At 64.8% G+C, this 26,670-nt stretch carries 24 protein-coding genes; 16 read left to right on the top strand and 8 right to left on the bottom strand.

Annotation, left to right across the window (positions count from 1 at the left end; genetic code table 11):
- The 3 genes from JMJ54_RS15345 to JMJ54_RS15335 all read left to right on the top strand — a co-directional run bounded on the left by JMJ54_RS15345 (position 1) and on the right by JMJ54_RS15335 (position 1,762).
- Complete coding sequence (locus JMJ54_RS15345) at positions 1-666, top strand: amino acid ABC transporter permease (RefSeq protein WP_203539433.1); 666 nt, start codon at positions 1-3, stop codon at positions 664-666.
- Positions 663-1,391 carry an amino acid ABC transporter ATP-binding protein gene (locus JMJ54_RS15340; protein WP_203539432.1) on the top strand — a complete coding sequence of 243 codons (729 nt, stop codon included), beginning with the start codon at positions 663-665 and terminating at the stop codon, positions 1,389-1,391. Before JMJ54_RS15345 ends, JMJ54_RS15340 begins: the two co-directional genes overlap by 4 nt.
- A 161-nt stretch (positions 1,392-1,552) precedes the next feature.
- Positions 1,553-1,762, top strand: coding sequence for a hypothetical protein (locus JMJ54_RS15335; protein ID WP_203539431.1), 210 nt, complete (start codon positions 1,553-1,555; stop codon positions 1,760-1,762).
- Positions 1,763-1,794: 32 nt separating this feature from the next.
- Here JMJ54_RS15335 and JMJ54_RS15330 read toward each other — a convergent pair whose 3' ends face one another.
- The 5 genes from JMJ54_RS15330 to JMJ54_RS15310 form a co-directional block, all read right to left on the bottom strand.
- Positions 1,795-4,374, bottom strand: a complete 2,580-nt coding sequence (locus JMJ54_RS15330) for an EAL domain-containing protein (protein ID WP_203539430.1) — start codon at positions 4,372-4,374, stop codon at positions 1,795-1,797.
- Between the two features lie 42 nt (positions 4,375-4,416).
- Entirely contained in the window at positions 4,417-6,705 is a 2,289-nt protein-coding gene (topA, locus tag JMJ54_RS15325) for a type I DNA topoisomerase (protein ID WP_203539429.1), read from the bottom strand.
- 63 nt (positions 6,706-6,768) lie between these two features.
- Positions 6,769-7,221 (bottom strand): Smg family protein, encoded by a 453-nt coding sequence (locus tag JMJ54_RS15320; RefSeq protein WP_203539428.1) that lies wholly within the window; start codon positions 7,219-7,221, stop codon positions 6,769-6,771.
- A 30-nt stretch (positions 7,222-7,251) separates the two neighbouring features.
- Positions 7,252-8,379, bottom strand: a complete 1,128-nt coding sequence (dprA, locus tag JMJ54_RS15315; RefSeq protein ID WP_203539427.1) for a DNA-processing protein DprA — start codon at positions 8,377-8,379, stop codon at positions 7,252-7,254.
- 57 nt (positions 8,380-8,436) lie between these two features.
- Entirely contained in the window at positions 8,437-9,495 is a 1,059-nt protein-coding gene (locus JMJ54_RS15310) for a LysM peptidoglycan-binding domain-containing protein (RefSeq protein ID WP_203539426.1), read from the bottom strand.
- Positions 9,496-9,629: 134 nt separating this feature from the next.
- Between JMJ54_RS15310 and def the strand changes: the two genes are divergently transcribed.
- From def to JMJ54_RS15255, 11 genes are all read left to right on the top strand, one after another.
- Positions 9,630-10,133, top strand: a complete 504-nt coding sequence (gene def / locus JMJ54_RS15305; protein ID WP_203539425.1) for a peptide deformylase — start codon at positions 9,630-9,632, stop codon at positions 10,131-10,133.
- A 9-nt stretch (positions 10,134-10,142) separates the two neighbouring features.
- The gene (fmt, locus tag JMJ54_RS15300; RefSeq protein WP_203539424.1) at positions 10,143-11,069 is read left to right on the top strand and encodes a methionyl-tRNA formyltransferase; all 927 of its coding nucleotides are present in this window, start codon (positions 10,143-10,145) and stop codon (positions 11,067-11,069) included.
- Positions 11,070-11,166: 97 nt separating this feature from the next.
- Positions 11,167-12,024 carry a zinc metalloprotease HtpX gene (gene htpX / locus JMJ54_RS15295; protein ID WP_189461650.1) on the top strand — a complete coding sequence of 286 codons (858 nt, stop codon included), beginning with the start codon at positions 11,167-11,169 and terminating at the stop codon, positions 12,022-12,024.
- 94 nt (positions 12,025-12,118) lie between these two features.
- Entirely contained in the window at positions 12,119-13,393 is a 1,275-nt protein-coding gene (gene rsmB, locus JMJ54_RS15290; protein ID WP_203539423.1) for a 16S rRNA (cytosine(967)-C(5))-methyltransferase RsmB, read from the top strand.
- Positions 13,356-13,958, top strand: coding sequence for a DUF4390 domain-containing protein (locus tag JMJ54_RS15285; RefSeq protein WP_203539422.1), 603 nt, complete (start codon positions 13,356-13,358; stop codon positions 13,956-13,958). The genes rsmB and JMJ54_RS15285 overlap by 38 nt, the downstream gene beginning before the upstream one ends.
- On the top strand, positions 13,955-16,072 hold the full coding sequence (locus JMJ54_RS15280) for a sensor histidine kinase (protein ID WP_203539421.1): 2,118 nt from the start codon (positions 13,955-13,957) through the stop codon (positions 16,070-16,072). Before JMJ54_RS15285 ends, JMJ54_RS15280 begins: the two co-directional genes overlap by 4 nt.
- Positions 16,065-17,366 (top strand): sigma-54-dependent transcriptional regulator, encoded by a 1,302-nt coding sequence (locus JMJ54_RS15275; RefSeq protein ID WP_203539420.1) that lies wholly within the window; start codon positions 16,065-16,067, stop codon positions 17,364-17,366. The genes JMJ54_RS15280 and JMJ54_RS15275 overlap by 8 nt, the downstream gene beginning before the upstream one ends.
- A gap of 73 nt (positions 17,367-17,439) precedes the next feature.
- The gene (gene trkA / locus JMJ54_RS15270; protein WP_203539419.1) at positions 17,440-18,816 is read left to right on the top strand and encodes a Trk system potassium transporter TrkA; all 1,377 of its coding nucleotides are present in this window, start codon (positions 17,440-17,442) and stop codon (positions 18,814-18,816) included.
- Between the two features lie 32 nt (positions 18,817-18,848).
- Entirely contained in the window at positions 18,849-20,336 is a 1,488-nt protein-coding gene (locus tag JMJ54_RS15265; RefSeq protein ID WP_203539581.1) for a potassium transporter TrkG, read from the top strand.
- Between the two features lie 87 nt (positions 20,337-20,423).
- Positions 20,424-20,609, top strand: coding sequence for a hypothetical protein (locus tag JMJ54_RS15260; RefSeq protein WP_203539418.1), 186 nt, complete (start codon positions 20,424-20,426; stop codon positions 20,607-20,609).
- Between the two features lie 38 nt (positions 20,610-20,647).
- Complete coding sequence (locus JMJ54_RS15255) at positions 20,648-21,283, top strand: LysE family translocator (RefSeq protein ID WP_203539417.1); 636 nt, start codon at positions 20,648-20,650, stop codon at positions 21,281-21,283.
- Between the two features lie 77 nt (positions 21,284-21,360).
- Here JMJ54_RS15255 and JMJ54_RS15250 read toward each other — a convergent pair whose 3' ends face one another.
- A complete protein-coding gene (locus tag JMJ54_RS15250; protein ID WP_203539416.1) occupies positions 21,361-22,335 on the bottom strand; it encodes a GGDEF domain-containing protein in 975 nt (324 codons plus the stop codon).
- A 92-nt stretch (positions 22,336-22,427) separates the two neighbouring features.
- Here JMJ54_RS15250 and mpl point away from each other — a divergent pair, with 92 nt between their 5' ends.
- Positions 22,428-23,801 carry a UDP-N-acetylmuramate:L-alanyl-gamma-D-glutamyl-meso-diaminopimelate ligase gene (mpl, locus tag JMJ54_RS15245; protein ID WP_203539415.1) on the top strand — a complete coding sequence of 458 codons (1,374 nt, stop codon included), beginning with the start codon at positions 22,428-22,430 and terminating at the stop codon, positions 23,799-23,801.
- A gap of 69 nt (positions 23,802-23,870) precedes the next feature.
- The gene (locus tag JMJ54_RS15240) at positions 23,871-24,569 is read left to right on the top strand and encodes a hypothetical protein (RefSeq protein ID WP_203539414.1); all 699 of its coding nucleotides are present in this window, start codon (positions 23,871-23,873) and stop codon (positions 24,567-24,569) included.
- Between the two features lie 7 nt (positions 24,570-24,576).
- Here the strand turns inward: JMJ54_RS15240 and murB are convergent, their stop codons facing one another.
- Together murB and JMJ54_RS15230 are read right to left on the bottom strand one after the other, a co-directional pair.
- The gene (murB, locus tag JMJ54_RS15235; protein WP_203539413.1) at positions 24,577-25,605 is read right to left on the bottom strand and encodes a UDP-N-acetylmuramate dehydrogenase; all 1,029 of its coding nucleotides are present in this window, start codon (positions 25,603-25,605) and stop codon (positions 24,577-24,579) included.
- Between the two features lie 101 nt (positions 25,606-25,706).
- The gene (locus tag JMJ54_RS15230) at positions 25,707-26,444 is read right to left on the bottom strand and encodes a chitinase (protein ID WP_373310153.1); all 738 of its coding nucleotides are present in this window, start codon (positions 26,442-26,444) and stop codon (positions 25,707-25,709) included.
- Between the last annotated feature and the right edge of the window lie 226 nt (positions 26,445-26,670).

Here is a 26,670-nt window from a genome sequence, read left to right as displayed (position 1 = left end):
ATGGATTTCTCATCGCTCATCACGGCGATGCCCGGGCTGCTCTCGGGCATGATGCTGACGCTCAAGCTGCTGGTGCTGGCCATCATCGGCGGCGTCGCGCTCGGTACGCTGCTGGCGCTGGCCCGGCTGTCGAACAACAAGCTGCTGTCGACGCTGGCCGGCTTCTACGTCAACTACTTCCGTTCGATCCCGCTGCTGCTGGTCATCACCTGGTTCTATTTCGTGGTGCCCTTCATCATCGGCTGGCTCACCGGGACCAATGAACCGATCGGTGCGTTCTATTCGTGCCTGGTCGCGTTCATGATGTTCGAAGCCGCTTATTATTGCGAAATCGTCCGGGCCGGCATCCAGTCCATTTCCAAAGGACAGGTCAACGCTGCCTACGCGCTCGGCATGAGCTACAGCCAGACGATGCGTCTGGTGATCCTGCCGCAGGCCTTCCGCAAGATGACGCCACTGCTGTTGCAGCAATCGATCATCCTGTTCCAGGATACGTCGCTCGTCTACGCGGTCGGCCTGATGGACTTCCTGAACAGCGCCCGCTCCGGCGGCGACATCGTCGGTGAGCTGCACCAGTTCCTGCTCTTTGCCGGCCTCGTCTATTTCATTATCAGTTTCGGCGCCTCCACCCTGGTGAAGCGCCTGCAAAAGAGGTTGACCGTATGATCTCGATCAAGAACGTCAGCAAATGGTACGGCGACTTCAAGGTCCTGACCGATTGCACTACCGAAGTACAGAAAGGCGAAGTCGTCGTTGTCTGTGGCCCGTCGGGCTCGGGCAAGTCGACGCTGATCAAGTGCGTCAACGGGCTGGAGCCGTTCCAGTCCGGCGACATCATTGTCGACGGCATCTCGGTCGGCTCGCCCAAGACCGACCTGCCCAAGCTGCGTTCGCGCGTCGGCATGGTGTTCCAGCACTTCGAACTGTTTCCGCACCTGTCGATCACCGACAACCTCGCACTGGCACAGATCAAGGTGCTCGGCCGCAAGGAAGACGAGGCGAAGAAAAAGGGCCTCGCTCTGCTCGACCGCGTAGGCCTGTCCGCGCACGCCGCCAAGTTCCCGGGGCAGCTCTCGGGCGGTCAGCAGCAGCGCGTCGCCATCGCCCGGGCACTGGCCATGGACCCGATCGCCATGCTGTTCGATGAACCGACCTCGGCTCTGGACCCGGAAATGATCAACGAAGTGCTCGACGTGATGGTGCAGCTGGCCCACGAAGGCATGACGATGATGTGCGTCACCCATGAAATGGGCTTTGCCCGCAAAGTGGCCAACCGGGTGATCTTCATGGACCAGGGCGCCATTGTCGAAGATGCCAACAAGGACGACTTCTTCGGCAGCCCGCGCAGCGAGCGCGCGCAGACCTTCCTGTCCAAGATCCTCCAGCACTGAGCAAGAGACCGCACGAATCACAAAGGCCGCTGATCGCGGCCTTTGTTCCGATCATATAATAAATATGTTAATTATTGCTTTGATCAACCAAATGGCATGCCATATGATGAGCTCATTGACGCACCGGTCATCAGGTCCGGCGCCCCATCAGGAGAACTGTCATGCGTACATCGAAACTTGCCATTGCTGCCACCCTGCTTGCCTTCGCCCAGTTTGCCAGTGCCCAGGCCATGCCGATGCAGCGTTCGATCAACCTGCATCCGAGTGCCCACTCGCAAACGGCACAATCCACACAAGTCAGCAGTGTCGACGGCCGGGTCCAGAACCAGCGGCTGCACGAGCTGGCCGGCCCGGGTTCGATGGCGGGCTAACAAAAAACCGGGCAATGCCCGGTTTTTTTACGTCATACCTTGTTCGCCAGTCCCAGCCGCATCCACAGCTCGGCGACGCCGGCGGGGACCGGCTCGCTGAAGTGGAACCCCTGCAGGTACTCGACGCCGAGCCCCTGCAGATAACGTGCCGCATCCAGACTCTCTACGCCTTCGACCACCAGCCCGAGGCCCAGCCCCTGGCCGAACTGGACGATGGCCTGCATGACGCGCCGACCGGCCTCGGTATGCAGTTTCTGGGTAAACGACACATCGACCTTCAGCCACTGCGCCCGCATCTCGTTCACCTGCGCCAGCGACGAATAGCCGGTACCGAAGTCGTCGATGGCGATCTGGAAGCCGGCGCTGGCCAGCTGGCGCAAATGCTTGAGCTGTCGCGCATAGTCGTTGAGCGCGGCCGATTCGGTGATCTCGACGATCACGTCGTGCGGACGCAAGCGATGAGCGGCCAGCCGTTCGACCAGCCTGGACACGAACACCGGTGAAAACAACTGGCTGCGCGAGATGTTCAGCATCAGCTTTTGCGTCAGTCCGGCATCGCGCCACGCACGCAGCTGCGGGAACGCCTGCTGCATCACCAGATCGGACAGCTCCTGAATCAGGCCGACCTTCTCGGCCATCGGCACGAACAGGTCCGGACTGATCCAGCCATTGTGTTCATCCTGCCAGCGCGCCAGCGCTTCGACCGCGATCACGCCGCCATCACGCGCGGACACCACCGGCTGGTAGAACACGCTCAGCCGCTCGCAGCGGATCGCGGCAGACAGACGCGACTGCAACGCCACGTGCTCGCGACCCAGCGCCTTCAGGTGCAGGATGTCGCCGTAGAAACACACATTGTTCCGGCCGGCGTGCTTGGCGTGGTACATCGTGTGATCGGCCGCCGAGAGCAGCTCTTCACACGATTCGGCGTTATCGGGGAAGATCGCGAAACCGCAGCTGACCGACGGGTGGGCTTCGAGTCCGTCGAGCATCACCGCCTCGCGCGCCGCATTGCGCAACTGTTCGGCCATCGTCCGGATCTGCTTCGGGTCAGCCAGATCCGGCATCAGCACGACAAACTCGTCGCCGCCCCAGCGCGCCAGCAGGTCCTGCTCGCGCAACACCGCCGAAAGGCGCGTCGCCATGCTGGTCAGCAACTGGTCACCGACCCGATGACCGAAGGCATCGTTGATCTGCTTGAAGTGATCCAGATCGATGAAGCCGAGCGCGACCTTGCGGTGCGACTGTCGCGCCTGCGCGATCGCCTGCGCCAGCGCATCGTCGAGCATCAGCCGGTTCGGCAATCGCGTCAGGTCGTCATACAGCGCCAGCCGGCTGATCTGCTGCTGGTTCAGCTGAATCTCCGTCACGTCCCGCAGCACGCCGCGCATCGTCGCAGCACGGTCGGCCGCCGCGGGCAGCGGCAGCAGACAGGCCTCGACCCAGATCAGCTCGCCGCTTTCGCGGTACAACCTGAAACGAAGCGTGGCCGGCTCAAGGGCAGGTCGAACCAGCACGGCCTGCACCGCAGCCACATCCTGTTCATGCACCCAGTGCAGCAGCGGCATGCCGAAATCAAGGTCGATCAGCCGCGGATCAAGCCCGCGCAAACGGGCCCACGCCGCGCTGGCGCGAACCAGATAGCCCTGCCGCGACAGATCGATCACCGCCTCGCCCAACACCTGCAAGGTCTCGCCGAGCGCCTGCTGCTGCAGCGCATCGAGCCGGCTGCTGCTGACATCGCGCAGCAAAACCAGCACATCCCCCTGCGCCGGCCGCATCCGGCCTTCGAACCACACCGGGCCATGCACGCCGTCCAGCCGGCATTCGACCGTTGCGGCCTCGCCCGCCAAAACCGAAGGCAGCTTGGCGACCAGCAAGCTTGCCAGCTCGACCGGCAGCACCTGCGTCAGCAAGCGGCCTTCGAGCGCCGCGGCATCCGGCATGACCGGATGACCCGACCAGGCCCGGATGATCGCCCCTTGGGCCGACACCTCGAACACCATGTCGTCGGTCGCGCCGACCAGCGCGGCCAGCCTGTCGCGCTCGGCGCGCAGTGCAGCGTCGATATCGAGCCGCACCATACCCTGCGCCAGCTGCCGACCGAGCATGGTCAGCAAGGTCAGTTCATCGTGACTGCGGACCCGAGCCTCGTCCTCGTCGAAAAACGCCAGCAGACCGAACGGCTCGCCGCGATCGAGCAATGGCAGCGTCACGATGCGGCGTGCGCCAATGCCGGCCAGCAGCATCTGTTCGGGCATCGGCAACTCGAGCAGCGAGCGCTGCAGCAACATGCCGACCGCAAGCGTATCGGCAAGCAGCGGGTGCTCGCTCAGCGGCAGCCTGCCCAGCGGAATGAGCGACAGGCCGGCGCCCGGCGCCAGCCATCGCGCGTCGAGACGAAGTCGCGCGCCATCGCAGCGGTACAGGCAGACGAGATCCGCCAGGCTGGCGTCGGCCAGGGCTTCGACCAGTGCGTCGAGGTCGGGCGCATCAAAGCCGGCGAACTGGGCCACGACGCGATCGAAGGCGTCAAAGTAGGCTTGTTGGCGGGCAAACGGTGCCGGAGCGGCCGAGGCGGCGGCGGGCAACCAATCGGAGGAATGGGGCATGGGAGTCCATTGAAACACCCGGCCGTAGCCGGGTGTTCGTCATCATTCCTTCGGTGCCGGCGGCTCGATCACTTCGGACCAGCCGCATTCCTTTTGCGGGCACTTCTTTTCGACGCCACGACGCTTGGTCGTCTTGATCGTCAGTACCGGCCACTGGCACTGCGGGCAGGCTTCGGCGATCGGCGGATCCCAGGTCGCGTACGTGCAGTCCGGATAGGTGCTGCACGAATAGAACAGCTTGCCGTAGCGGCTCTTCTTTTCCTTCAGCGTGCCCTTGTGGCAGGACGGGCATTCGACGCCAGTGTCCTTCGGCGGCTCCAGCGGCTCGATGTGCTTGCACTTCGGATAGGCCGAGCAGCCGATGAACTTGCCGTAGCGGCCCATCTTGATGTGCAGCGGGCTGTCGCACTTCGGGCAGGTCCGGTCCGGCACGACCTCGGGCTCGACCGGCGCCGCATCGGCGTCGTCACCGAGGTTGCGGGTGTAGTCGCACTCAGGATACGTGGTGCAACCGATGAAGCGGCCGCGCTTGCCGAGCCGGATCGCCAGCTTGTTGCCGCACTTCGGGCAGTCTTCCTCGAGCTCTTCCTGCGTCACTTCCTTGCGCGACAGGCTCTGCTTTTCCTCGACCGTGCTGTGGAAGCGCTTCCAGAAATCGTCGAGCACCGGCACCCATTCGCGCGAGCCGTTGGAGATTTCGTCGAGCTGGTCTTCGAGCTTGGCGGTGAAGTTGTAATCGACGTACTGGGTGAAATGGTCGGTCAGGAACTTGTTGACCACTTCGCCGGTATCGGTGGGGATGAAGCGCTTCTTGTCGAGATCGACGTATTCGCGATCCTTCAGGGTCTTGATGATCGACGCGTAGGTCGACGGCCGGCCAATGCCGAACTCTTCCAGTGCCTTCACCAGCGACGCTTCGGAGTAACGCGGCGGCGGCTGGGTGAAGTGCTGTTCGCCGAAGACCTTGTCGACCGGCAGCGCTTCGTCCTCTTCGAGCGCCGGCAGACGGGCTTCGTCCTCGTCGTCCTCGACGTCGTCCTGGTCTTCCTGATACACGGCGATGAAGCCCGGGAACACCAGGGTCTGGCCCGAAGCACGGAACACCGCCTGCGCGCCGACTTCGATGTCGACGCCAACGGTGTCGAACTTGGCCGGCGTCATCTGGCACGCAAGCGTGCGCTTCCAGATCATCTGGTAGAGCTTGAACTGGTCGGCGCTGAGGAAGGCCTTGACCGAGTCGGGCGTGCGCGCGATCGACGTCGGGCGCACCGCCTCGTGCGCTTCCTGGGCGTTCTTGGACTTGTTCTTGTAGACGATGGCGTCTTTCGGCAGGTAGTCCTTGTCGAAGTTGTCGCCGATATAGCCGCGGATGTCTTCCAGCGCCTCGTTCGACAGCGCCACCGCGTCGGTACGCATATAGGTGATCAGACCGACGGTTTCACCGCCGAGGTTGATACCTTCGTACAGCTGCTGCGCGGTACGCATGACGCGGTCGGTCGTCATGCCGAGCTTGCGCACGCCTTCCTGCTGCAGCGTCGAGGTCGTGAACGGCGCCGCCGGGCTGCGTGACTTCTTCTTCTTCTCGACCTTGGCGACACGTGCTTCGGCGCCGTCGAGCGACTTGAGGATGTCGGCCTGCGTGGCCTCGTCCGGAATGTCGAACTGGTCGAGCTTCTTGCCCTGCCACTGCGACAGCCGTGCCCCGAACTTGGTCCGGCCTTTGTGGCTGTCGAGATGGATGCTCCAGTACTCCTGCGCGGTGAAGGCGCGGATTTCGATCTCGCGCTCGCAGATCAGCCGCAGTGCCGGGCTCTGTACGCGACCGGCCGACAGACCCGAGCGGACCTTGCGCCACAACAGCGGCGACAGGTTGAAGCCGACCAGATAGTCGAGCGCACTGCGCGCCTGCTGTGCGTTGACGAGGTTGCTGTCGATGTCGCGCGGGTGCTCGATCGCGGCCTTGACCGCCGATTCGGTGATTTCGTGGAACACGACCCGCTTGAACGTCTTGGCCGGATCCAGCAGCTTCTTGCCCTTGAGGATCTCCATGATGTGCCAGGAGATTGCTTCGCCTTCGCGGTCCGGGTCGGATGCGAGGTAGACGTTGTCCGCCTCTTTCACCGCCGCACAGATCGCGTCGACGTGCTTCTTGTTCTTGTCGATCACCTGATACTTCATCTTGAAGTCGTGTTCGGTGTCGACCGAGCCGTCCTTGCGCACCAGACCGCGGACGTGACCGTAGGAGGCGAGGATCTGGAAATCCTTGCCGAGGTACTTTTGCAACGTCTTCGCCTTGGAGGGCGACTCGACGATCAACAGATTGGCGGGCATGGCGGCCGATGCTCAAAAAAGTGGCGGATATTAGACCCGGTGTGCCGGGGTGGCAAGCGAGGCTTAATGCAGCGTCGCGCCGTCGCGACCGAAGAGTATCTCCTCGATCAGGAGGTTAGACAGTTCATCGCGTTTGCGCCAGACGACCATCAGCACGATCAGCTTGAGTCGGTCGGCCTCGACTTCGCCGGCGTCGTCGCGCAACACGCGATCCAGCACCAGCTCGCGTTCTTCGGGCGACAGGACCTTCGAAGCTTCGAGCGAATGCCAGTAGCCGATTGCCTCGTCGCTCAGCTTGTGGGCTTCGATCGGATGCAGCATCCGTGGCCCGTCGATCGACAGCGCGGCGTAGGCACCGGCATCGAGCTGCGGCAGCTCGGACAGCCAGGCCAGCGCTTCACGAATCTCTTCGTCGTCGAAACCCGCCCCTGACAAACGGCGCGCCAGTTGCGGCATGTCCGGTTCGCCATCGGCGTCGTAGTACTGCTGAAAGAGGTAGGCAAGAACGTCGAGCATGCAATCCATCTGGGGCCGCTGCCGCACGATTCAAGCCAGCCGCTGGTAGCGGCCACCCGGTAACGTCGCGACCCGGCCGGTCAATTCCAAGCCGAGCAGAATCGCGCACAGCTGCTCGACCGTCAAGCCGCTTCGTACCACCAGGGCGTCGAGATCGGCCGGATCGTGGCCGAGCGCACTCAGCACCACGTCGTCGACGCCGGCCTCGGACGTCGGCGTCGGCGGCAGGCTGACGCGCTGCGGCGGCGATGTAATTGAACGCTGCTGCGGCAGCAACCGCGCCTGCCAGTCGAGTTCGTCGAGTACGTCGTCGGCCGACTCGACCAGCTTGGCACCGTCTTTGATCAGACGATGACAGCCGCGCGATTGCGGAGAGTGGATCGAACCGGGAATGGCGAACACCTCGCGCCCCAGCTCGACCGCCTGCCGGGCCGTAATCAGCGATCCGCTGCCGAGCGCCGCCTCGACCACCAGTACACCGTGCGACAAGGCCGCAATCAGCCGGTTGCGGCGCGGGAAGTGTTCGGCCTTCGGCGGTGCGCCGAGCGGAAACTCCGAGACCAGCAGGCCGGCCTCGGCAATCCGGTGTGCCAGCGCGCGGTTGCCGGCCGGGTACACGCGGTCGAGCCCAGTACCGACGATCGCGATCGTGCCGCCCGTCCCGTCCAGACCGCCCTCGTGCGCGGCCGCATCGATCCCCGCGGCCAATCCGCTGACAATGCCCAGCCCGGCCACCGACAGCGCGGCGGAAAACGCTCTGGCATTGGCGATCCCCTGCGGCGTGGCACCCCGACTGCCGACGACGCCCAGCATCGTGCCTTGCAGCTGCGCGGCACAACCCTTCAGATAAAGCAGTACCGGCGGATCGGGCAGATCGAGCAGGCGTGCGGGATAGTTGGCATCGCCCAGTGTGATCACCGCCGTTGCCGGCGTCTGCAACCATGCCAGTGTGGCGTCGACCTGCGGCGATGGAGCTGCAGCGGCGGCCCTCCAGGCCGAAACGAGACTCTCCGGCAGGTGCTCACGCAGCGCGGCTTCGCTCGCTGCCAGCGCAAGGCCGGGCTCGCCGAATGCGTGCAACAGGGCCAGCTGCCGGCGCGGCCCGATGCCGGGCACGGTCGAAAATCGCAACCAGTCGACTAGGTCAGTCTCAGCCATCGCTGCTCCGAAATGAAACGGCCGCGCAATGCGCGGCCGTCAGGTTCATCCAATCATTCAGCTTGGCGACTTCACGTCGTCACCGATATTGACCGGCAAGGTGCTGTCGAGCAGCAGACCGTAGCTGAACTTCGGAAACACGCGGTAGACGAACAGGTTGCCGCTTTTTTCCGGCGGCGTGACGCGATCCGGCTCGGCACTGCTTTCCTTCTTGATCGGTCGCTCGCGCTTGTAGGTATTCAGTACGGTGCCGATATCGACACCGGCCTCGCTGCCGCGGTTGACGACCACCGTCGTGTACTGGCCCGCCTCGGCAACACCGCCGTAGGCCGACACAACGCGGCCGTTCAGCGGCTGCAAAGGTGCATGCGGCGCATAGTTGATGAACGGTGCATCGTTGGCGCGAATCAGCCGGCTGCCGACGCCGATCTCTTCCTTCGTGCTGACGACGCGCAGCGTTGCAACGTCGCCGCCCTTCTCCATCCGCACGTCGCCAAGATAGTCGACCTGATAACCGATCACCCGCTTGCCGTCCGGATCATCCGGGTCGGTCAGCGGCTGGCCGGGGCGGAAGGCCTGCCAGGTATCGCCGGGCTCGCCCTGGAGGTCGACCGCATAAATACGATCACCGTTGGCGAACATCACGCGCGAATCGGGGCCGGCAGCCACACGCGGCGCGGCCTTGAACGCGTCGGGTTCGATCACCAGCGGCTTGTTCAGGAACGGCTCGATCGCGGCATACGGAATGCTTGGCGCGGCGCCGTTTTCGTCGATCGGGGTCGAACGCACGCGCGGTCCGACCTTGACCACGCCGCGATTGGCGACCTTGTCGGACTTGAGCAGCTTCAGCCGCGGCGTATCGCCGGAACGGTCGAGGATGACCACGTCACCGGGGTAAATCCAGTGCGGATTCTTGATTTCATCCTTGTTCAGCTTCCAGATTTCAGGCCAGCGCCACGGTTGCTTGAGAAAATGGCCGGAAATGCCCCACAGCGTATCGCCCTTGACCACCACATAACGCTCCGGTGCGTCCTGCTGCAGCGCCAGCGTATCGGCCTGTACTGAACCAATGCCGGCGCCCAAGGCCAAAAGAAGCGATATAATCGTTTTACGCATGGTGGCGCTCGTCTCTGTTTAGTTTGAATCCGATTCCGGATTCTTTATTAAGCGATATGTAATGCCGGGCGATAAGCCCTGAAAGCCAAACCGATTCCGATTCTGCATACAAACTTTTTCAGCCGCAAGCAATCATGGCCATTCTGAATATTCTGCACTACCCGGATGAACGACTGCATACCGTCGCCAAACCGGTCACTGTTTTTGACGAACATTTGCAACAGTTCGTCGCCGATATGGCGGAGACCATGTATGCCGCACCGGGCATCGGCCTAGCCGCGACGCAGGTCGACGTGCACAAGCGCATCGTCGTCATCGACCTGTCCGAAACCAAGGACGAATTGCTGGTGCTGATCAACCCGGAAATCACCGAGATGGACGGCAAGACGCGCTACGAGGAAGGTTGCCTGTCGGTTCCCGGCATTTACGAGGAAGTCGAACGCGCCGAACGCATCAAGGTCCGGGCCCAGCGCGTGAATGGCGAGCAATTCGAATTCGACGCCGACGAGCTGCTGGCGATTTGCGTCCAGCACGAACTCGATCACCTGAACGGGAAGGTTTTCGTCGAAAAGCTTTCCCGGCTCAAGCTCGACCGCATTATCCAGAAACTGAAAAAAAACCAGCGCAAGACGCTGTAACGGGGTCGAATGAAGATCGTTTTTGCCGGTACGCCGGACTTTGCCGCCAGCGCACTGCGCGCATTGATCGCCGCCGGCCACGAGGTCGTAATGGTGCTGACCCGGGCGGACCGCCCGTCCGGCCGGGGCATGAAACTCACACCGTCGCCGGTGAAGCAGGTCGCACTTGACCACGGCCTGCCCGTCTACCAGCCGGAAAAGCTGCGCACGCCGGAACAGCAGACGCCGCTGCAGGACCTCGACATCGACGTGATGGTCGTCGCGGCCTACGGGCTGATCCTGCCGCAGGCGGTGCTCGACCTGCCGCGACTCGGCTGTCTGAACATCCATGCCTCGCTGCTGCCGCGCTGGCGCGGCGCGGCACCGATCCAGCGCGCCATCCTCGCTGGCGACGCCGAAACCGGCATCACCATCATGCAGATGGACGCCGGACTCGATACCGGCGACATGCTCAGCATCCACGTGACGCCGATCGCCGCCGACGACAACGCACATACCCTGCACGACAAGCTGGCCGTGCAAGGCGCCGATGCCATCGTCGCCGCTCTGGCCGACCTGCCGGCGCTGCAGGCCGCGCGCCGGGTACAGCCGCAAGACGGCGTCACCTACGCCGAGAAGCTGCAAAAGGACGAATCGCGCATCGACTGGCAACGCCCTGCAACCGAGCTCGACCGGATGATCCGCGCGTTCAATCCCTTCCCGTCGGCACAGACGACGCTCGAAGGCGCGGCGCTGAAAATCTGGGCCGCACACCCGGTCGACGCCCGAGGCGCCGCCGGCACCCTGTTGTCGGCCGACCGCCACGGCATCGTCGTCGCCTGCGGCACGGGCGCACTGGCGTTGACGACGCTGCAGCTCGCCGGCGGCAAACGCCTCGACGCCGCGGCCTTTCTCGCCGGCCGCCCGCTGTCGGCAGGAATCGTGCTCGGCGATTGAATTTTCCGCCGCCGCCGCAATCACATCTGCAGCAGGGCAGTACAGCCGCACCGTACTGCCCGTCACCACGCCTCTTACCTTTGCGAGACTTCACGATATGAACAATTGGCTCAAGACGACCATCCTGATGGCCGCCATCATGGCGCTGTTTGTTTTCATCGGCGGCCTCATCGGCGGCAAGAGCGGCATGATGATGGCGCTGCTGTTCGGCGGCGCGATGAACGTGTTCGCCTACTGGAACTCCGACAAGATGGTGCTGAAGATGTACAACGCCCATCAGGTCGACGCCCGGACTGCGCCGGAGCTCTACGGCATGGTGCAGGAGCTGGCGCAGCGCGCCGGCCTGCCGATGCCCAAGGTCTACGTGATCGACGAAGACCAGCCGAACGCCTTCGCGACCGGCCGCAACCCGGAAAATGCCGCCGTCGCCGCGACCACCGGCATCATGCGCGTACTGTCGTACCGCGAGCTGCGCGGCGTGATGGCGCATGAACTGGCGCACGTCCAGCACCGCGACATCCTGATCTCGACGATCTCGGCAACGATGGCCGGCGCGATCTCGGCACTGGCCAACTTTGCGATGTTCTTCGGCGGCCGCGACGAAAACGGCCGTTCGATCAACCCGATCGTCGGCATCCTGCTGGCCATTCTCGCCCCGCTGGCGGCCAGCGTGATCCAGATGGCGATCTCGCGTTCGCGCGAATTCGCCGCCGACGCCGGTGGCGCCCGCATCAGCGGCGACCCGCAGGCGCTGGCCGACGCCTTGCAGAAGATCGAAGCCTACGCCCGCGGCATTCCGATGCACGCCGCCGAAGCGCACCCGGAAACCGCGCAGATGATGATCATGAATCCGCTCACCGGCGGCGGCCTGTCCGACCTGTTCCGCACCCACCCGCAAACCGCGGACCGCGTTGCGCGGCTCAGCGCGATGGCACGCGGCCAGTTGCCGTACTGATACTCCACGCCGGGTTGCGCGACCGACGCCAGCCGCCGATGACGCGGCGGCGCATTCAGTCCGTTTTCCGGCGCACCCCATAGCGGAACCCGATATGTACGCCACCCAGAAACACGCCACCCGCATCCTGTCCGCCGTCATGGGCGGCAAGACGCTGACCGACGCACTTGCCGAAGTCTGGCGTGCCGACCCCGAACTCAAGCCGCAACAGCGCGGCGCCATCCAGGACGTGTGTTACGGCGCACTGCGCCAGCTTGGCCTGCTCAACACCATGCTCGACACGCTGCTGTCCAAGCCGGTGCATGAAATGGAGCTGCGCGCCCTGCTGCTGGTCGGCATCTACCAGCTCAACTTCACCCGTGCGGCCCCGTATACCGTCGTCGATCACGCGGTGAAGGTCGCTGCGCATACCGGAACCGGTCAGGGCAAAGGCCTCGTCAACGCCATCCTGCGCAACTTCCTGCGCCGGCGCGACGAACTGGTCAAGGAAGCACGCCGCACCGACGCCGGTCACTGGTCGCACCCGGACTGGTGGATCGCGGCAATGCGCAAGGCTTACCCGAGCGCATGGCGCAGCGTACTGGAGCAATCCAACCAGCACCCGCCGATGACCTTGCGCGTCAATCGTCGCCAAGGCACGGTCGATGGCTATCTGGCCGAACTCGCCGCCGTCGACATCCAGGCCCGCGCACTTGACGACACGGCCATCCTGCTCGCGCACCCGGTTGGCGTCGACAAGCTGCCCGGCTTTTTCGACGGCCGCGTGTCGGTACAGGACTGGGGGGCACAACATGCCGCGCGCTTGCTCGACGCACAGCCCGGCATGCGCGTGCTCGATGCGTGCGCGGCACCGGGCGGCAAGACCGGGCACCTGCTCGAACTTGCCGACCTCGACCTGATGGCGATCGACGTCGACGGCCAGCGACTGGCGCGCGTCGACGACAACCTCAAGCGCCTCGGCCTCAAGGCGGCGCTCAGGGCCGGCGACGCGGCCGTACCGAAGATCTGGTGGGACGGCAAGCCGTTCGACCGCATCCTCGCCGACGTCCCCTGCTCGGCCACCGGTGTCGCCCGTCGCCACCCCGATATTAAGTGGTTGCGCCGATACAACGATTTTGTCACTTTTTCGCAACAACAGCGGCAGATGCTCGATGCACTCTGGCCGCTCTTGGCACCCGGCGGCAAACTGGTCTACGCTACTTGCTCGATTTTCCCGGCCGAGAACAGCGCACAGGCCGACGCCTTTGCGGCTCGGCATCCGGATGCCGAGCGACTGCCGCTGAGCGAAGGCCTTCCCGTCGATGGCCAGCTGTTGCCGACCCCCGAGCACGATGGCTTCTACTACGCGCTTTTCCGCAAACGTCCTTAATGCCGTCTTCGCGCTACTGCTGTGGCTCGCGGCCAGCGTCGCATTCGGCGACGGCATCCGCGCGCAATCGGCTGGCGCCAGCTACGCCAGCAACCGGGTCGAACTGTCGGCCCGGTTTGTCGTGACCCTGAATCCCACACTCGAAAACGCCCTTGCCAACGGCGTTTCGCTGCCCTTCGTTTACGAATTCCAGCTGACGCGGCCGCGCGGCTACGCGATGTACCGTCAGGTCGCCGACTGGTTTTCGCCGACCGCCGAACTCGGCTACCGGCTTTCCTATCACGCGATCTCGCGCCAGTACCGTTTGCACCTCGGCAGCTTCTACCGCAGCTTTGCCTCGCTCGACGATGCGCTGGCCGCGCTCGGCGTCGTTCGTGGCTGGAGCGTGCTCGCCGGCAGCAGCATTGCCGAAGACAAGGCCGATTTTGCCGGCAAGGTCAGATTGCGGCTCGACCTGTCGCAGATGCCCAAGCCCTTCCAGCTGTCGACGCTGGGCCAGAACGACTGGAAGCTCGAATCGGCTTGGGTCGACATCGTACCGAGCCGCGACGAGGCACGTGAATGAGGCGGTTGCTGCTGATTCTCGCGTCGATCGCGACGATTCTGGTTTTCCTGCTGGCGACGGCATCGGGCAATACCTCGGCATTCTCGCAGTACTACTCCGAACTGCTGACGCTGAACGGCATCCTGCTGTTCGGCCTGATCATCGTCGTCGGCGCGCGGCTGTGGCAGCTGATCAAGCGCGTCCGCGCCAAGGTATTCGGCTCGCGGCTGACGCTGCGGCTGGTGCTGTCGTTCTCTCTGGTCGCTGTGCTGCCGGGCACCTTGGTGTACACGCTGTCGGTGCAATTTCTCAACCGTTCGATCGAGAACTGGTTCAACGTTCGCGTCGACAATGCGCTCGACCGCGGCCTCAATCTCGGCCACAACGCGATCGACTATCAACTGACCGACCTTGTCCGCAAGGCCCGGGTCATTTCGCTCGACGTCCATGACGAAACCGGTTCGGAGCTGTTTTCCCGGCTGACCCGGCTGCGCGAACAGGTTGGCGTTCAGGAAATCTCGCTGTTCGACGAACAGGGCAACACCGTCGCGCACATCGGCAACGAAAACGCCGGGCTCTTCCCCAATCTGCCCGAACGCTCGCTGCTACGGCGGGCCTTGCGCGAACCCGTCCGGCAGATCGAATCCACCGCCGATCAGGGACTGATGATGCGCACGCTGGTCGCGATGCACGGGTCAGGATTCGGCGAACGCGCCCGTGTACTGCAACTGATGCAGCCCGTGCCCAAACAGCTGGCCGACGACGCCGAACTGGTCGAAACGGTGCGCGCCGACTACAAGCAGTTGTCGCAAGCCCGACAGGGGCTAAAACTGATTTTCAGCCTGACCCTGACGCTGGCACTGCTGATGGCGCTACTCGGCGCACTGGCGCTGGCCATGTATCTGTCCGACAAGCTTTCCGCACCACTGTCGGTTCTGGCCGAAGCGACCCGTGCCGTCGCCTCGGGCGACCTGAGCCGGCGCCAGCCGGTGATCAGCCGCGACGAGCTCGGCATCCTCACCCACTCGTTCAACCGGATGACCCGGCAGCTGGCCGAAGCACGTACGTCGCTCGAGAAACAGGAAGCGGCCCAGGCGGCCGGCAAGGTCTATCTCGAGGGCATCCTCGGCTCGCTCTCGGCCGGCGTGCTGTCGTTCGACCGCGACTGGCGACTGGCGTCGAACAACCAGAGCGCCCTGCGCATCCTCGGTGTCGATCCGGCCCGCGTCAGTGCGCTCCCCCTGCCCGAATGGCCGGTCTGCTATCCGGCGCTGACCGGCCTCTGCGACGAAGTTGCCCGCGGTTTCGCCAGCGACGACGAACACTGGCAGCGTCAGGTCGAAATCGCCGAACAAAAGCGCGTGCTAAACCTGCGCGGTACCCACCTGATGCTCGGCGACGAGGACAGCGGCTATCTGGTCGTCTTCGACGACATCACCGAACTGCTGTCGGCGCAGCGCGATGCGGCCTGGGGCGAAGTCGCCCGCCGCCTGGCGCATGAAATCAAGAATCCGCTGACCCCGATCCAGCTCGCCGCCGAACGGATGGAGTTCAAGCTGGCCGATAAACTCGACGCCGCTGGCGCCGAGCTGCTATCAAAGAATACACAGACCATCGTCAAGCAGGTCGCCGCCCTCAAGCAGATGGTCGACGCCTTCCGCGATTACGCCCGCAAACCGACCGGCAAGAAAAAAAGTCTGGACTTGCAGCAGCTGCTGGCCGAAGTGCTGGTACTGTACGAGGCAGCGCCGGTCACCCGGATCGACAACGCCCACGAGCCGATGTTCGTCATGGGTGATGCGACGCAGTTGCGCCAGGTCATCCACAACTTGCTGCAGAACGCGCAGGATGCGATCGAGGCCAGCGAAGTCCGGCAAATTTGCGTGAAAACGGAAAAAGCCGATAAATTTGTTCGCTTGATAGTAGAAGACAGCGGTTCAGGCTTCCCCGGCGATTTGCTGCCGCGGATTTTCGAACCCTACGTGACCACCAAGCAAAAGGGCACGGGGCTCGGATTGGCCATCGTCAAGAAGCTCATCGAAGAGCATCACGGCCGGATCACGGCCGGAAACCGCGACAGCGGCGGCGCGTTCGTCAGGATCGAACTGCCGCTCACGGAGGAAACAAGTGGGTAGTCAGGATATTTTGGTCGTCGACGACGAGGTTGGCATTCGCGAACTCTTGTCCGAGATTCTGCAGGACGAAGGCTACAGCGTTGCTGTAGCGGAAAACGCCGAAGCGGCGCGCAAGCTTCGCAATCAGGCCCAACCGCGACTGGTGCTGCTCGATATCTGGATGCCGGATACCGACGGTGTGACGCTGCTGAAGGAATGGGCGCGCAACGGCCAGCTGACGATGCCGGTCGTCATGATGTCGGGACACGCAACCATCGATACGGCGGTCGAAGCCACCCGGATCGGCGCACTCGATTTTCTCGAGAAGCCGATCGGCCTGCAAAAACTGCTCGCGACGGTCAAGCGCGCGCTGTCGCAACCGGTCGAAGCCGCCAAGCCGCTGCCGACGCTAGCCCGCCTTGGCGAAGCCGACGTCGTGCGCGAGCTGAACCGCGTGCTCGATACCGCCCGCAGCCAGGCCTCGCCGGTGCTGCTGGTCGGCGCGCCGGGCGTCGGTTTCGAGATCTGCGCCCGCTACCTCGCCGCACCGAACCAGCCTTTCGTCGCACCGCTGTCGAACGAAGACATCGCCGTTGCGCCGCTCGAACTCGTCAACAAGGCGACCGGCGGCACGCTGTTCCTGCGCGACATCGCCTACCTCGACCGCCGCGCACAAGCCGGCTTGCGCACGCTGCTCGGCAAGCTCGAGAAGCAGAAGGTCCGCCTTGTCTCGGCGTCGAGCAAGCCGCTCGACCAGCTCGCCGGCCAGCTTGATCCGGAGCTGCTGAACGCGCTGTCGCAACTGATCGTGCCGGTCCCGCGTCTCAAGGATCATCGCGAGGACATCGCCCGGCTGGCAGAAAATCTGCTGGCCGAAACGGTGGCCGTCAACAAGCTCGGTCCGCGCCGTTTCAGCCAGGCTGCACTGCAGCTGCTGGCGCAACAGGAATGGCCGGGCAACCTCGACGAGCTCGCCAACGTCGTCAAGAGCCTGGCACTGACCAGCCGCGACGGCGATATCGACATCACGCCGGTCTCGCGCATCCTGTCGCAGTTCGCGCCGGGCGGCGAAAGCATCGTGACCCTGCCGCAAGCAGCACCGCCACCGCTGCCGATGCTCGACCTCGCCCTGCCCCTGCGCGAGGCACGCGACCAGTTCGAGAAGTATTATCTGGAGCGCCATATCGAGCTGTCCGGCGGCAACATGAGCCGCGTCGCCGAGAAGATCGGCCTCGAGCGGACGCACCTGTACCGCAAGCTCAAGTCGCTCGGCATCCAGATGCCGAAGAAGAACCGGCCGGTCAGCGAGAGCTGAGCCCGGCGCAGTACGCACTACACTGAACGCAGCCGCTCGCGGCTGCGTTTGGCATTTCAGCCCAAGGAAGAACGTGTCGAACATCCTCATCCTCGGCGCCGGTCGTGTCGGCGCGTCGGTCGCCGAACAGCTGGTGCAGGAGCACTATCACGTCACCATCGTCGACGAGCATGCCGCCAACCTGAAGGGGCTGCAGGACCGGCTCGACCTGCGCACCCTGGTCGGCAATGCCGCCAGCCCGGCAGTGCTCGAGGCCGCCGGCGCACGCGATGCCGACCTGTTGCTCGCGGTGACGCCGAGTGACGAGGTCAACATGGTCGCGTGCAAGATTGCCCACGAGCTCTTCAACGTTCCCACCCGGCTCGGCCGGGTGCGCAATCCGGACATTCTTGCCCGGCCCGAGCTGTTCGATCACGGCAACTTCGCCATCGACCACGTGATCACCCCGGCGCAGATCGTTACCGACTATCTGGTCAGCCTGGTCGAAACGCCCGAAGCGCTGCAGGTCCTCGACTTCGCCGACGGCAAGGCGCAGATGGTCGTCGTCCGGGTCGAGGCCGATGCGCCGATGCAGGGCAAGACGCTGTCGAGCCTGTGCCAGCGGCTGCCGAACGTCGACAGCCGCGCCGTCGGCATCTACCGTCGCAACCGCTACATCCGCCCGGACGGCGACAGCGTGCTCGAAGTCGGCGACGAAGTCTTCGTGCTCGCTGCCGGCAAGCACATGCGCAAGGTGATCCGGGAACTGCACGGCGAGGAACGCAAGATCCGGCGGATCATGATCGCCGGTGGCGGCAACGTCGGCTTCCGGCTGGCGCAATCGCTGCAGGACGACTACCAGATCAAGCTGATCGAATCGAATCGCGAACGGGCCGCCTGGCTCGCCGAGGCCTTGCCGAAGACGCTGGTGCTCGCCGGGGATGCGACCGACGAGACGCTGTTCGACGCCGAGCAGATCGACCGGACCGACCTCTATCTGGCGCTGACCAGCGACGACGAGGACAACATCATGTCCGGCCTGCTGGCCAAGCAGATGGGCGCGCGCAAGGTCATCGCCATCATCAACCGCTCGCGCTACGTCGGCCTGCTGCAGGGCAGCCGGATCGACGTCGCGCTGTCGCCGGCGCAGGCGACGATCGGCTCGCTGCTGGCACGCGTCCGGCGCGGCGACATCGTCTCGGTACACAGCCTGCGCCGTGGCGCGGCCGAAGCGCTGGAAATCATCGCCCACGGCAAGCGCGCCACGTCGCGCGTCGTCGGCCGGCGTATCGAGGAGCTGAACCTGCCCGCCGGGCTGTACATCGCCGCGCTGATCCGGGGCGACGAAGTGCTGATGGCCCACCACGACACGATGATTGAAGCCGAGGACCACGTGATCGTCTTCGTCGACAAGAAGCGCGGCATCCGTGAAGTCGAGCAGCTGTTTGCCGTCAAGCTGGGGTTCCTCTGATGCGCCGCCGGACCGCACAGGGCCCGGCGCTGATGGCGCTGCCGGCCGGCATTTCGGCGGCGCTGCGCGTGCTGCCGGTCGTCAACGTGCTGGCCAAGGTCGCGCTGCTGTTCTCGTTCACGATGCTGGTGCCGATTGCCGCATCGCTGTATTTCGACGATGCCGCACTGTGGCACTTCATCGACGCGCTGGCCGGGCTGACGACGCTGAGCCTGATCACCATCGCCCTGACCCGGCGCTTCCACCGCGAGCTGAAGGTGCGCGACGGCTTTGTCCTCGTCGTCGGCTTGTGGACGCTGCTGCCTGCCGTGGCGATGGTACCGATGATTTTCCAGATGCCGGACATCCGGCTCTCGGTCGCCTATTTCGAGGCGCTGTCGGCACTGACGACGACCGGCGCCACCGCACTGTCCGGGCTCGAACACCTTCCGCCGTCGATCAACCTGTGGCGCCACCAGCTCAACTGGATCGGCGGCCTCGGGATCATCGTGCTCGCGGTCGCGATCCTGCCGATGCTCGGCGTCGGCGGCATGCAGCTGTTCAAGGCCGAAACGCCCGGGCCGATCAAGGACGCCAAGCTCACCCCGCGCATCCGCGAGACCGCGCGCAACCTGTGGCTGATCTATGCGGCGCTGACGCTGGCCTGCGCGCTGATGCTCCGTTACGTCGGCGGCATGCGCTGGTTCGACGCGGTCTGCCACGCATTGTCGGCAATGAGCCTCGGCGGCTTCTCGACCTACGACAACAGCGTAGGCCAGTTCGACTCGCCGGTCGTCGAGGCCATCCTGATCGGCTTCATGCTGATCGCCGCGACCAACTTCGCCACCCACTATCTCGCGCTGACCAACCGCAGCCTGAAAAGCTACTGGCGCGACTCGGAGTTCAAGGCGATGGTGCTGCTGCTGGGTTTCAGCACGCTCGGCCTCGCCGGCTACCTCGTCTGGCAGCATACCTATGGCGATTACCTGACCAGCCTGCGCATGGTGCTGTTCAACCTGGTGTCGATCTCGACCGGCAGCGGTTACGCCAGCACCGACTACGGCCAGTGGCCGATCTTCGTCCCGCTGTGGATGCTGTTCCTGTCCGGCGTCGCGGCGTGCTCCGGGTCGACCGGCGGCGGCATCAAGATGATCCGCACCATCATCCTCGTCCGCGGTGCCAGCCGGCAATTCACCACGCTGCTGCATCCGAACGCGGTGCGGCCGCTGCGCGTCAACGGCGTGGGCATTCCCGACCCGGTGGTCTTCGCCGTGCTCGGCTTCATCTTCCTGTACTTCATGAGCGCGGTGGTGCTGACGTTCGCGCTGCTCGCGACCGGCCTCGATTTCGTGTCGAGTTTCTCGGCGGCCATGGCCTGCCTGAACAACGCCGGCCCCGGCCTCGGGGTCATCGGCCCGGCGTCGAACTACGGCGTGCTCAACGACGTCCAGCTCTGGCTGTGCTCGCTGGCCATGCTGCTCGGCCGGCTCGAGGTCTTTTCGGTGCTGGTGCTGTTCACGCCGGCTTTCTGGCGCAACTGATGCATCCGATGCCGCATGCCGACCGTATGTGGTGACAGGGACGCAATGCGGCAGCCGCCGCAAGGCGGTTCCCTTCGGAGAACGACCATGCGCACCCTGAAGACACTCGCTGCAGCACTTGCACTGACCCTCGGCCTCGGCACGATCGCCTGGGCGGCTGACGAAGACTCGGACCACGGCAGCGGTCTGGCCCAGAGCAACTGGCTGCAAAAGCACGCCGGTCCCGGCAGCAACTCCGGCGGCGGAATGAGCGGTGGCATGGGCGGCCGCTAAGCCTGACACGGTGTCGAGGACGTCGATATACTCGCGATATGGACGTCTTCATCACCGGCTTTCTGCTCTCGCTCTCCCTTTGCCTCGACATCGGCATCGTCAACGTGGCGATGATCGATTCAAGCCTCAAGCACGGCCGGCGCTCCGGGCTGCTCGTCGGCCTGGGCTCGTGCTTCGGCGATCTGGTCTACGCTGTCCTGTCGCTGGTCGGCATGAGCATCCTGCTGCAGTTCAAGGCCGTGCAGTGGATCACTTGGCTGGTCGGCGGCACGCTGCTGCTGTGGCTTGCGGTGAAGATGGCGCGCGAAGCGTGGCGCTCGGCCAAGCAACCCTCGCAGTCGACCGATGCCGCATCCAGACCGCACCCGCGCCAGCTGTTCAATCGCGGCCTGATGCTCGCGCTGGCGTCACCGTCGTCGATCCTGTGGTTCGCCGCCGTCGGCGGTGCGCTGATCGCCAATGCCACCGACGGCAGCGCCGGTTCGGCCGCGCGTTTCCTCTGCGGATTTTTCGCCGGCGGGCTGGCGTGGAGCAGCTTCATCGTCATGACGGCCCATCATGGCGGGCGCACGCTCGGCCCCCGCTTCATCCAGGGCTGCCACCTCGTCTCGGCGGTGCTGTATCTTTATTTTGCGGTGCTCGTGCTCAGCAACGGGGCACGTACGCTGCTGTAACACGCACACGGCGTCACCTGCGCGGCAAGCGCCCGGTTTGGACTTTGCCGGCCGGTTTGCGGCGTCACGACATCGAGTCAGGCCGGCGCGATCTCGGTGCGGCTCTTGCCGGTATTCTTGGCGCGGTACAGCGCCTCGTCGGCGCGCAGCAGCAGCGCCCGGCCGTTCTCATCGGGACGCAGCTGGGCGATCCCGGTCGAAAAGCTCACCTCGATCCGCTGCCCCTTGTGCAGGAACGGCGTCCGGCCGGCGACGGTACGCAGCCGGTCGATGACGTAGCTGGCGCCGTTGACGTCGGTATCGGTCAGCAGAATCAGGAACTCCTCACCACCATAACGGACCAGCAGATCGTTCTCGCGCAGGACCACCCGGGTCAGGTTGGCGACGTGCACCAGCACCTGGTCGCCGATCAGATGGCCGTGCGTGTCGTTGATCTGCTTGAAATCGTCGAGATCGAAGATCACCGCGGTCAGGCGACCGCCATTGCGCAGCGCCACCTTCACCTCGCGCGCCAGATGATGATCGAGCCCCTGGCGATTGAACGTCCCGGTCAGCGCATCCTGCTCGAGCATCCGGCGATTGAACGCCAGATCCTCTTCGATATGCCGGACCGAATCGCGGATCGACTGCAGATCGCTGTGCGACGCCGAAACGGTCGAATGGATCGAATTCGTCGACGTGATCACGCTGTCGAGCAGGTCGGCGAGCGTGTTGTGCGTTTCCTCGACACTGGCCCGCCGCGCCGCATGGGCATCGCGTGCATGCTGCAGCCGCCCCAGGCTGACCAGCATCGCGCCACGCTCGCTGTCCAGCGTGTCGATCAGCTGCTGCATCGCCTCGCTCGCCTCGCCCACCGCCTCGTCGACCTGGCACAACACCTGCCACGCCTGCTGCAATTCTTCCGGCGCCTTGGTCTGCGGCGACTTGATCGTGACGATCGCGTTGTAGAATTGCGCATAGTTGTCCGGCGTCGGCGGCAAGCCGCGCTCGGACAGGCGCTTCAATGCAATTCGGGCAACTTCGACCGGGTTATCCGGCGGCGTTATGCTCATGTTCTTTTTGGCTTTTTTTGTTCAAGTGGGCGACGGAATTGTACGCGAAGCGCATCAAGCCGCACCATCCGTCAATACCCAAAGGGCTTTTCATGCATATTCACATCCTGGGCATCTGCGGCACCTTCATGGGGGGCGTTGCGGCGCTGGCCCGCGCCGCCGGCCACACCGTTACCGGTTGCGATGCCGGCGTCTACCCGCCGATGTCGACCCAGCTCGAAGCACTCGGCATCGAGCTGATCGAAGGCTGGGACGCATCGCAGCTGACGATCGGTGCCGACCTCTACGTCGTCGGCAACGTCGTCAAGCGCGGCAACCCGTTGATGGAGGCCATCCTCGACGCCGGCCTGCCCTACACCAGCGGCCCGGAGTGGCTGCGTGACCATATCCTTGCCGACAAGTGGGTGCTCGCCGTCGCCGGCACCCACGGCAAGACCACGACCAGCGGCATGCTGGCGTGGATACTCGAGGACGCCGGGCTCGCCCCGGGCTTCCTCGTCGGCGGCGTGCCGGAAAACTTCGGCATCTCGGCCCGGCTGCCGGGCAAGCCGGCGCAGGATCCGGCCAGCACCTCGCCGTTCTTCGTCATTGAAGCAGACGAATATGACACAGCGTTTTTCGACAAGCGCAGCAAGTTCGTCCACTACCGGCCGCGCACGGCGATCCTCAACAATCTCGAGTTCGATCACGCCGACATCTTCGCCGATCTTGCCGCGATCGAAACGCAGTTCCACCATCTGGTGCGCACCGTGCCCGGCAATGGCCGGCTGGTCGTCAACGGCCGCGAGGCCAGCCTCGACCGCGTGCTCGAACGCGGCTGCTGGACACCGGCGGAGCGCTTCGGCACCGAGGCCGGCTGGGCGATCGGCACCGTCCACGCCGACGGTTTCGAGGTGCTGCTGAACGGCGAACCGCAGGGCCGGCTGGTCTGGCCGCTGCTCGGCGAACACAATGCGCTGAACGCCCTCGCGGCCATCGCCGCCGCCCGCCATGTCGGCGTCACGCCCGATGTGGCGATCGATGCGCTGTCGCGATTCCGGAACGTCAAACGGCGGATGGAAATCAAGGGCGAAGCCGGCGGCGTCACCGTCTACGACGATTTCGCCCACCATCCGACCGCAATCGCGACCACCATCGCCGGCTTGCGCCACAAGGTCGGCAAGGCGCGGATTCTGGCGGTACTCGAACCGCGCTCGAACACGATGAAGCTCGGCACCATGAAGGCCGCCCTGCCCGGCTCGGTGGCCGACGCCGATGCGGTGTTCTGCTACAACGCCAACCTCGGCTGGGATCCGGCCGAAGCGATGGCGCCCCTTGGCGGCAAGGCGCAGACCTTCACCGACCTCGATGCGCTGGTTGCGGCCGTCGCGCAGACCGCCCGCCCCGGCGATCAGGTGCTGGTGATGAGCAACGGCGGCTTCGGCGGCGTGCACGGCAAACTGCTCGCGGCACTGGGTGGAGTGTGAACGGGTTCTCTTGTCATCGCCGGACCGGGCCACTTAAGCTCGGTCGATATGATGACAGGAGAAACACGCATGAAACGATGGCTCGCCCCGGTAGCGCTGCTTGGCCTGATCGCCAGCCCATTTGCCGCAGCCGACGATGACAGCGCCCGCTACTGGAGCAGCGGCGGACGCGGCGAAGGCCATTGCGAAATCCGCCAGCGCGTCGATGACCGAGTAGTGCTCGAACTGCGCGGCAACGACGTCCGCGTGCGCACGCTCGGCGGCGAGCACTTCCCGCTCGGCCAGGTGAACTGCTCGGGCCCGCTGCCGGACAATCCCAAGGACTTCCGGGTCGAACTGCGCAGCGGCCGCGGCCACCTGACCCGCGCCGATCCGCCCAGCGGCCGCCGCCCGGCGCAGATCGAGCTGTTCGACCCGCGTTCGAGCAACGCGCTCTACATCGTCGACATCCGCTGGCGCGACGATCGCTGGTCCGGTGATGACGACGGCTACGACAACAACAAGGTGGTCAAGCGTTGCCAGAACGCGGTGCAGGACGAGTTTGCGCGCCGCAACTACGGCGACGGCAAGCTGCGCTTCCGTGGCCAGCCGCAGCTCGACCGCAACGGCAACGAGGTCCGTGTGTTCGGCAGCGGCGAAGCGCGCAACCGCAACGACGAACGCGACCTGCGCTACCAGTGCTCGCTGGACCGGCGCTCGGGACGGGTCCGTTCGGCCGACTACTGGTACGACAGCGGCGCGCTGCGCTCGGCAACGCCGCAGCGCTGATCGCTGCCTACCACCAGACGGGTTCGGACTCGATCAGCACACCGAAGCAGGCCCGGACGCCGGACTGGACCGCGGCGGTCAGCGCAGCCACATCGGCACGTTGCGCGCCGCCGTGGTTGACCAGGACCAGCGCCTGCTTCTCGTACATGCCGACCGGGCCGAGGCAGCGCCCCTTCCAGCCGGCCTGCTCGATCAGCCAGCCGGCGGCCAGCTTGTAGCACCCATCCGGCATCGGATACGACACCAGCTTCGGATGCGCGGCGACGAGTGCATCGCGCAGCACCGCCGGGACGACCGGGTTCTTGAAAAAGCTGCCGGCATTGCCGATCACGGCCGGGTCGGGCAGCTTGCGCTGACGGACGTTGATCACCGCCTGCGCCACGCCGGCCGGCGTGCGCGGCAGACCGGCACCGGCCAGCTCGGCTTCGATGTCGCCATAGCCGGTATGCAGCGCCGCAGCCTTGCTCAGTTTGAACACCACCTCGCCGATCAGCCAGCGCCCGGCCTCTTCCTGCTTGAACACGCTGTCGCGGTAGGCGAAACGGCAATCGGCATGCGTGAACACCCTCGCACTGCCGTCGTCGAGCCGGTAGGCCGTCAGTTCGACCAGGGAGTCCTTGACCTCGACGCCGTAGGCACCGATGTTCTGCACCGGCGCGGCGCCGACGGTCCCCGGAATCAGCGCCAGGTTTTCGAGTCCGCCCCAGCCCTGCGCCAGCGTCCACATCACGAAGTCGTGCCAGACCTCGCCGGCGCCGGCGGCGACGTAGACCGCATCGCCGTCCTCGGCGAGCACGCGACGACCCTTGATGCCGACCTGCAGGACCAGGCCGTCGACGACATCGGGCAGCACCAGATTGCTGCCGCCACCGAGCACGTGTTTGGGCATTGCCGCCAGCGGCGCGTCACCCGCGATCCCGGCCAGCTGCGCCGGATCGGCGATCGTCAGCAGCCGGCTGGCACGCGCCGGCAGACGCAGCGTGTTGAACGGACTGAGGTCGACGTCGGTCCGGACGCCGGGGCTGGAAATGGTCATGATGGCTCCGCGAAAGCGCAATTATCGCCGATGCGCGGACGGTGCCAACAGTTAAAAAAAACCGGGGCCCGCAGGCCCCGGCTGGTCAGTGAATGCCCGGCTTAGAAGTTGCCGAAGATCCTGCTGAAGTCCCACTGCTGCTGCACGATGCCGCTGCACTGCCAGTTCGCTGCGGTGTTGCCGGCGCAGTTGCCGTTGTCACGGCCGAGCGACCAGAACGCCAGCCGGCCCATGCCCTGCTGTACGGCAAAGTCGCGCACCAGTTGCGCATCGGCCAGCGTGAAGACCTCGGTCGGGTTGTCGTTCTGACCGATCATCGCCGTCGCCCCGATCATCGCCCAGTACTGCGCATCGGTCTTGCCCGGCCACAGCGTCTTGAGCTGCGAGAACACGCCCTGCAGTGCCGACACCGAGCGCGCGCCCATCTGGTTGCCCGAGACGCCGTCGTAGTAGTCCATGATCATCGGATTGACGATGGCGACTTCGACGCCGGCATTCTTGGCCGACTGCAGCACGTACAGGTCGGCCGAAGCGAAGCCGGTCACCGGATGAACACCGAGCGTGAACGACACCGTCAGCGTCTTGCCCCTGGCCTTGAAGCTGTCCTGGAGGATCTTCAAGGCGGCGCTGCGGCGGTCGACGATGGCCGGCTCGAGGTTGTTGTAGACGTCGCCCGCTTCCGGATCGAGGTCGAGATGGTCGACGCCGAACTTGTCGAGCTGCGCCTGATAGACCGCGGCAAGACTGGCGGCATCGCTGCAGCGGCGCGCCAGATCGTTCGCATTCCAGCCGCCGCTCGAGATGATCACGTCACCGCCCAGTGCGCGCAGGCCCTGCACCTTGGACAGGATCGTGCCCTCGTCGGATGGCCAGGTACCGGCGCAGCCGCCGTTCGAGTTGTAGAACGCCAGCGTGATGTACTTCAGCCCGGTAGCTTGCGACCAGCCGATCGGATCGAAGCTGCCGCTGACATCGACATACGGCGCAAACCTGAACTTGCCCGAGACCGGCCTCGGCCTCCGCCACGGCGACTGTCTCTAAAACACATCTCACCCTCCCGACCAA

The organism is Jeongeupia naejangsanensis, assembly GCF_016865585.1.
In the GTDB taxonomy this organism is placed as follows: domain Bacteria; phylum Pseudomonadota; class Gammaproteobacteria; order Burkholderiales; family Chitinibacteraceae; genus Jeongeupia; species Jeongeupia naejangsanensis.
The sequence above is the reverse complement of the archived record's forward strand: the minus strand, read 5'-3'. Positions and strand labels throughout refer to the sequence as shown.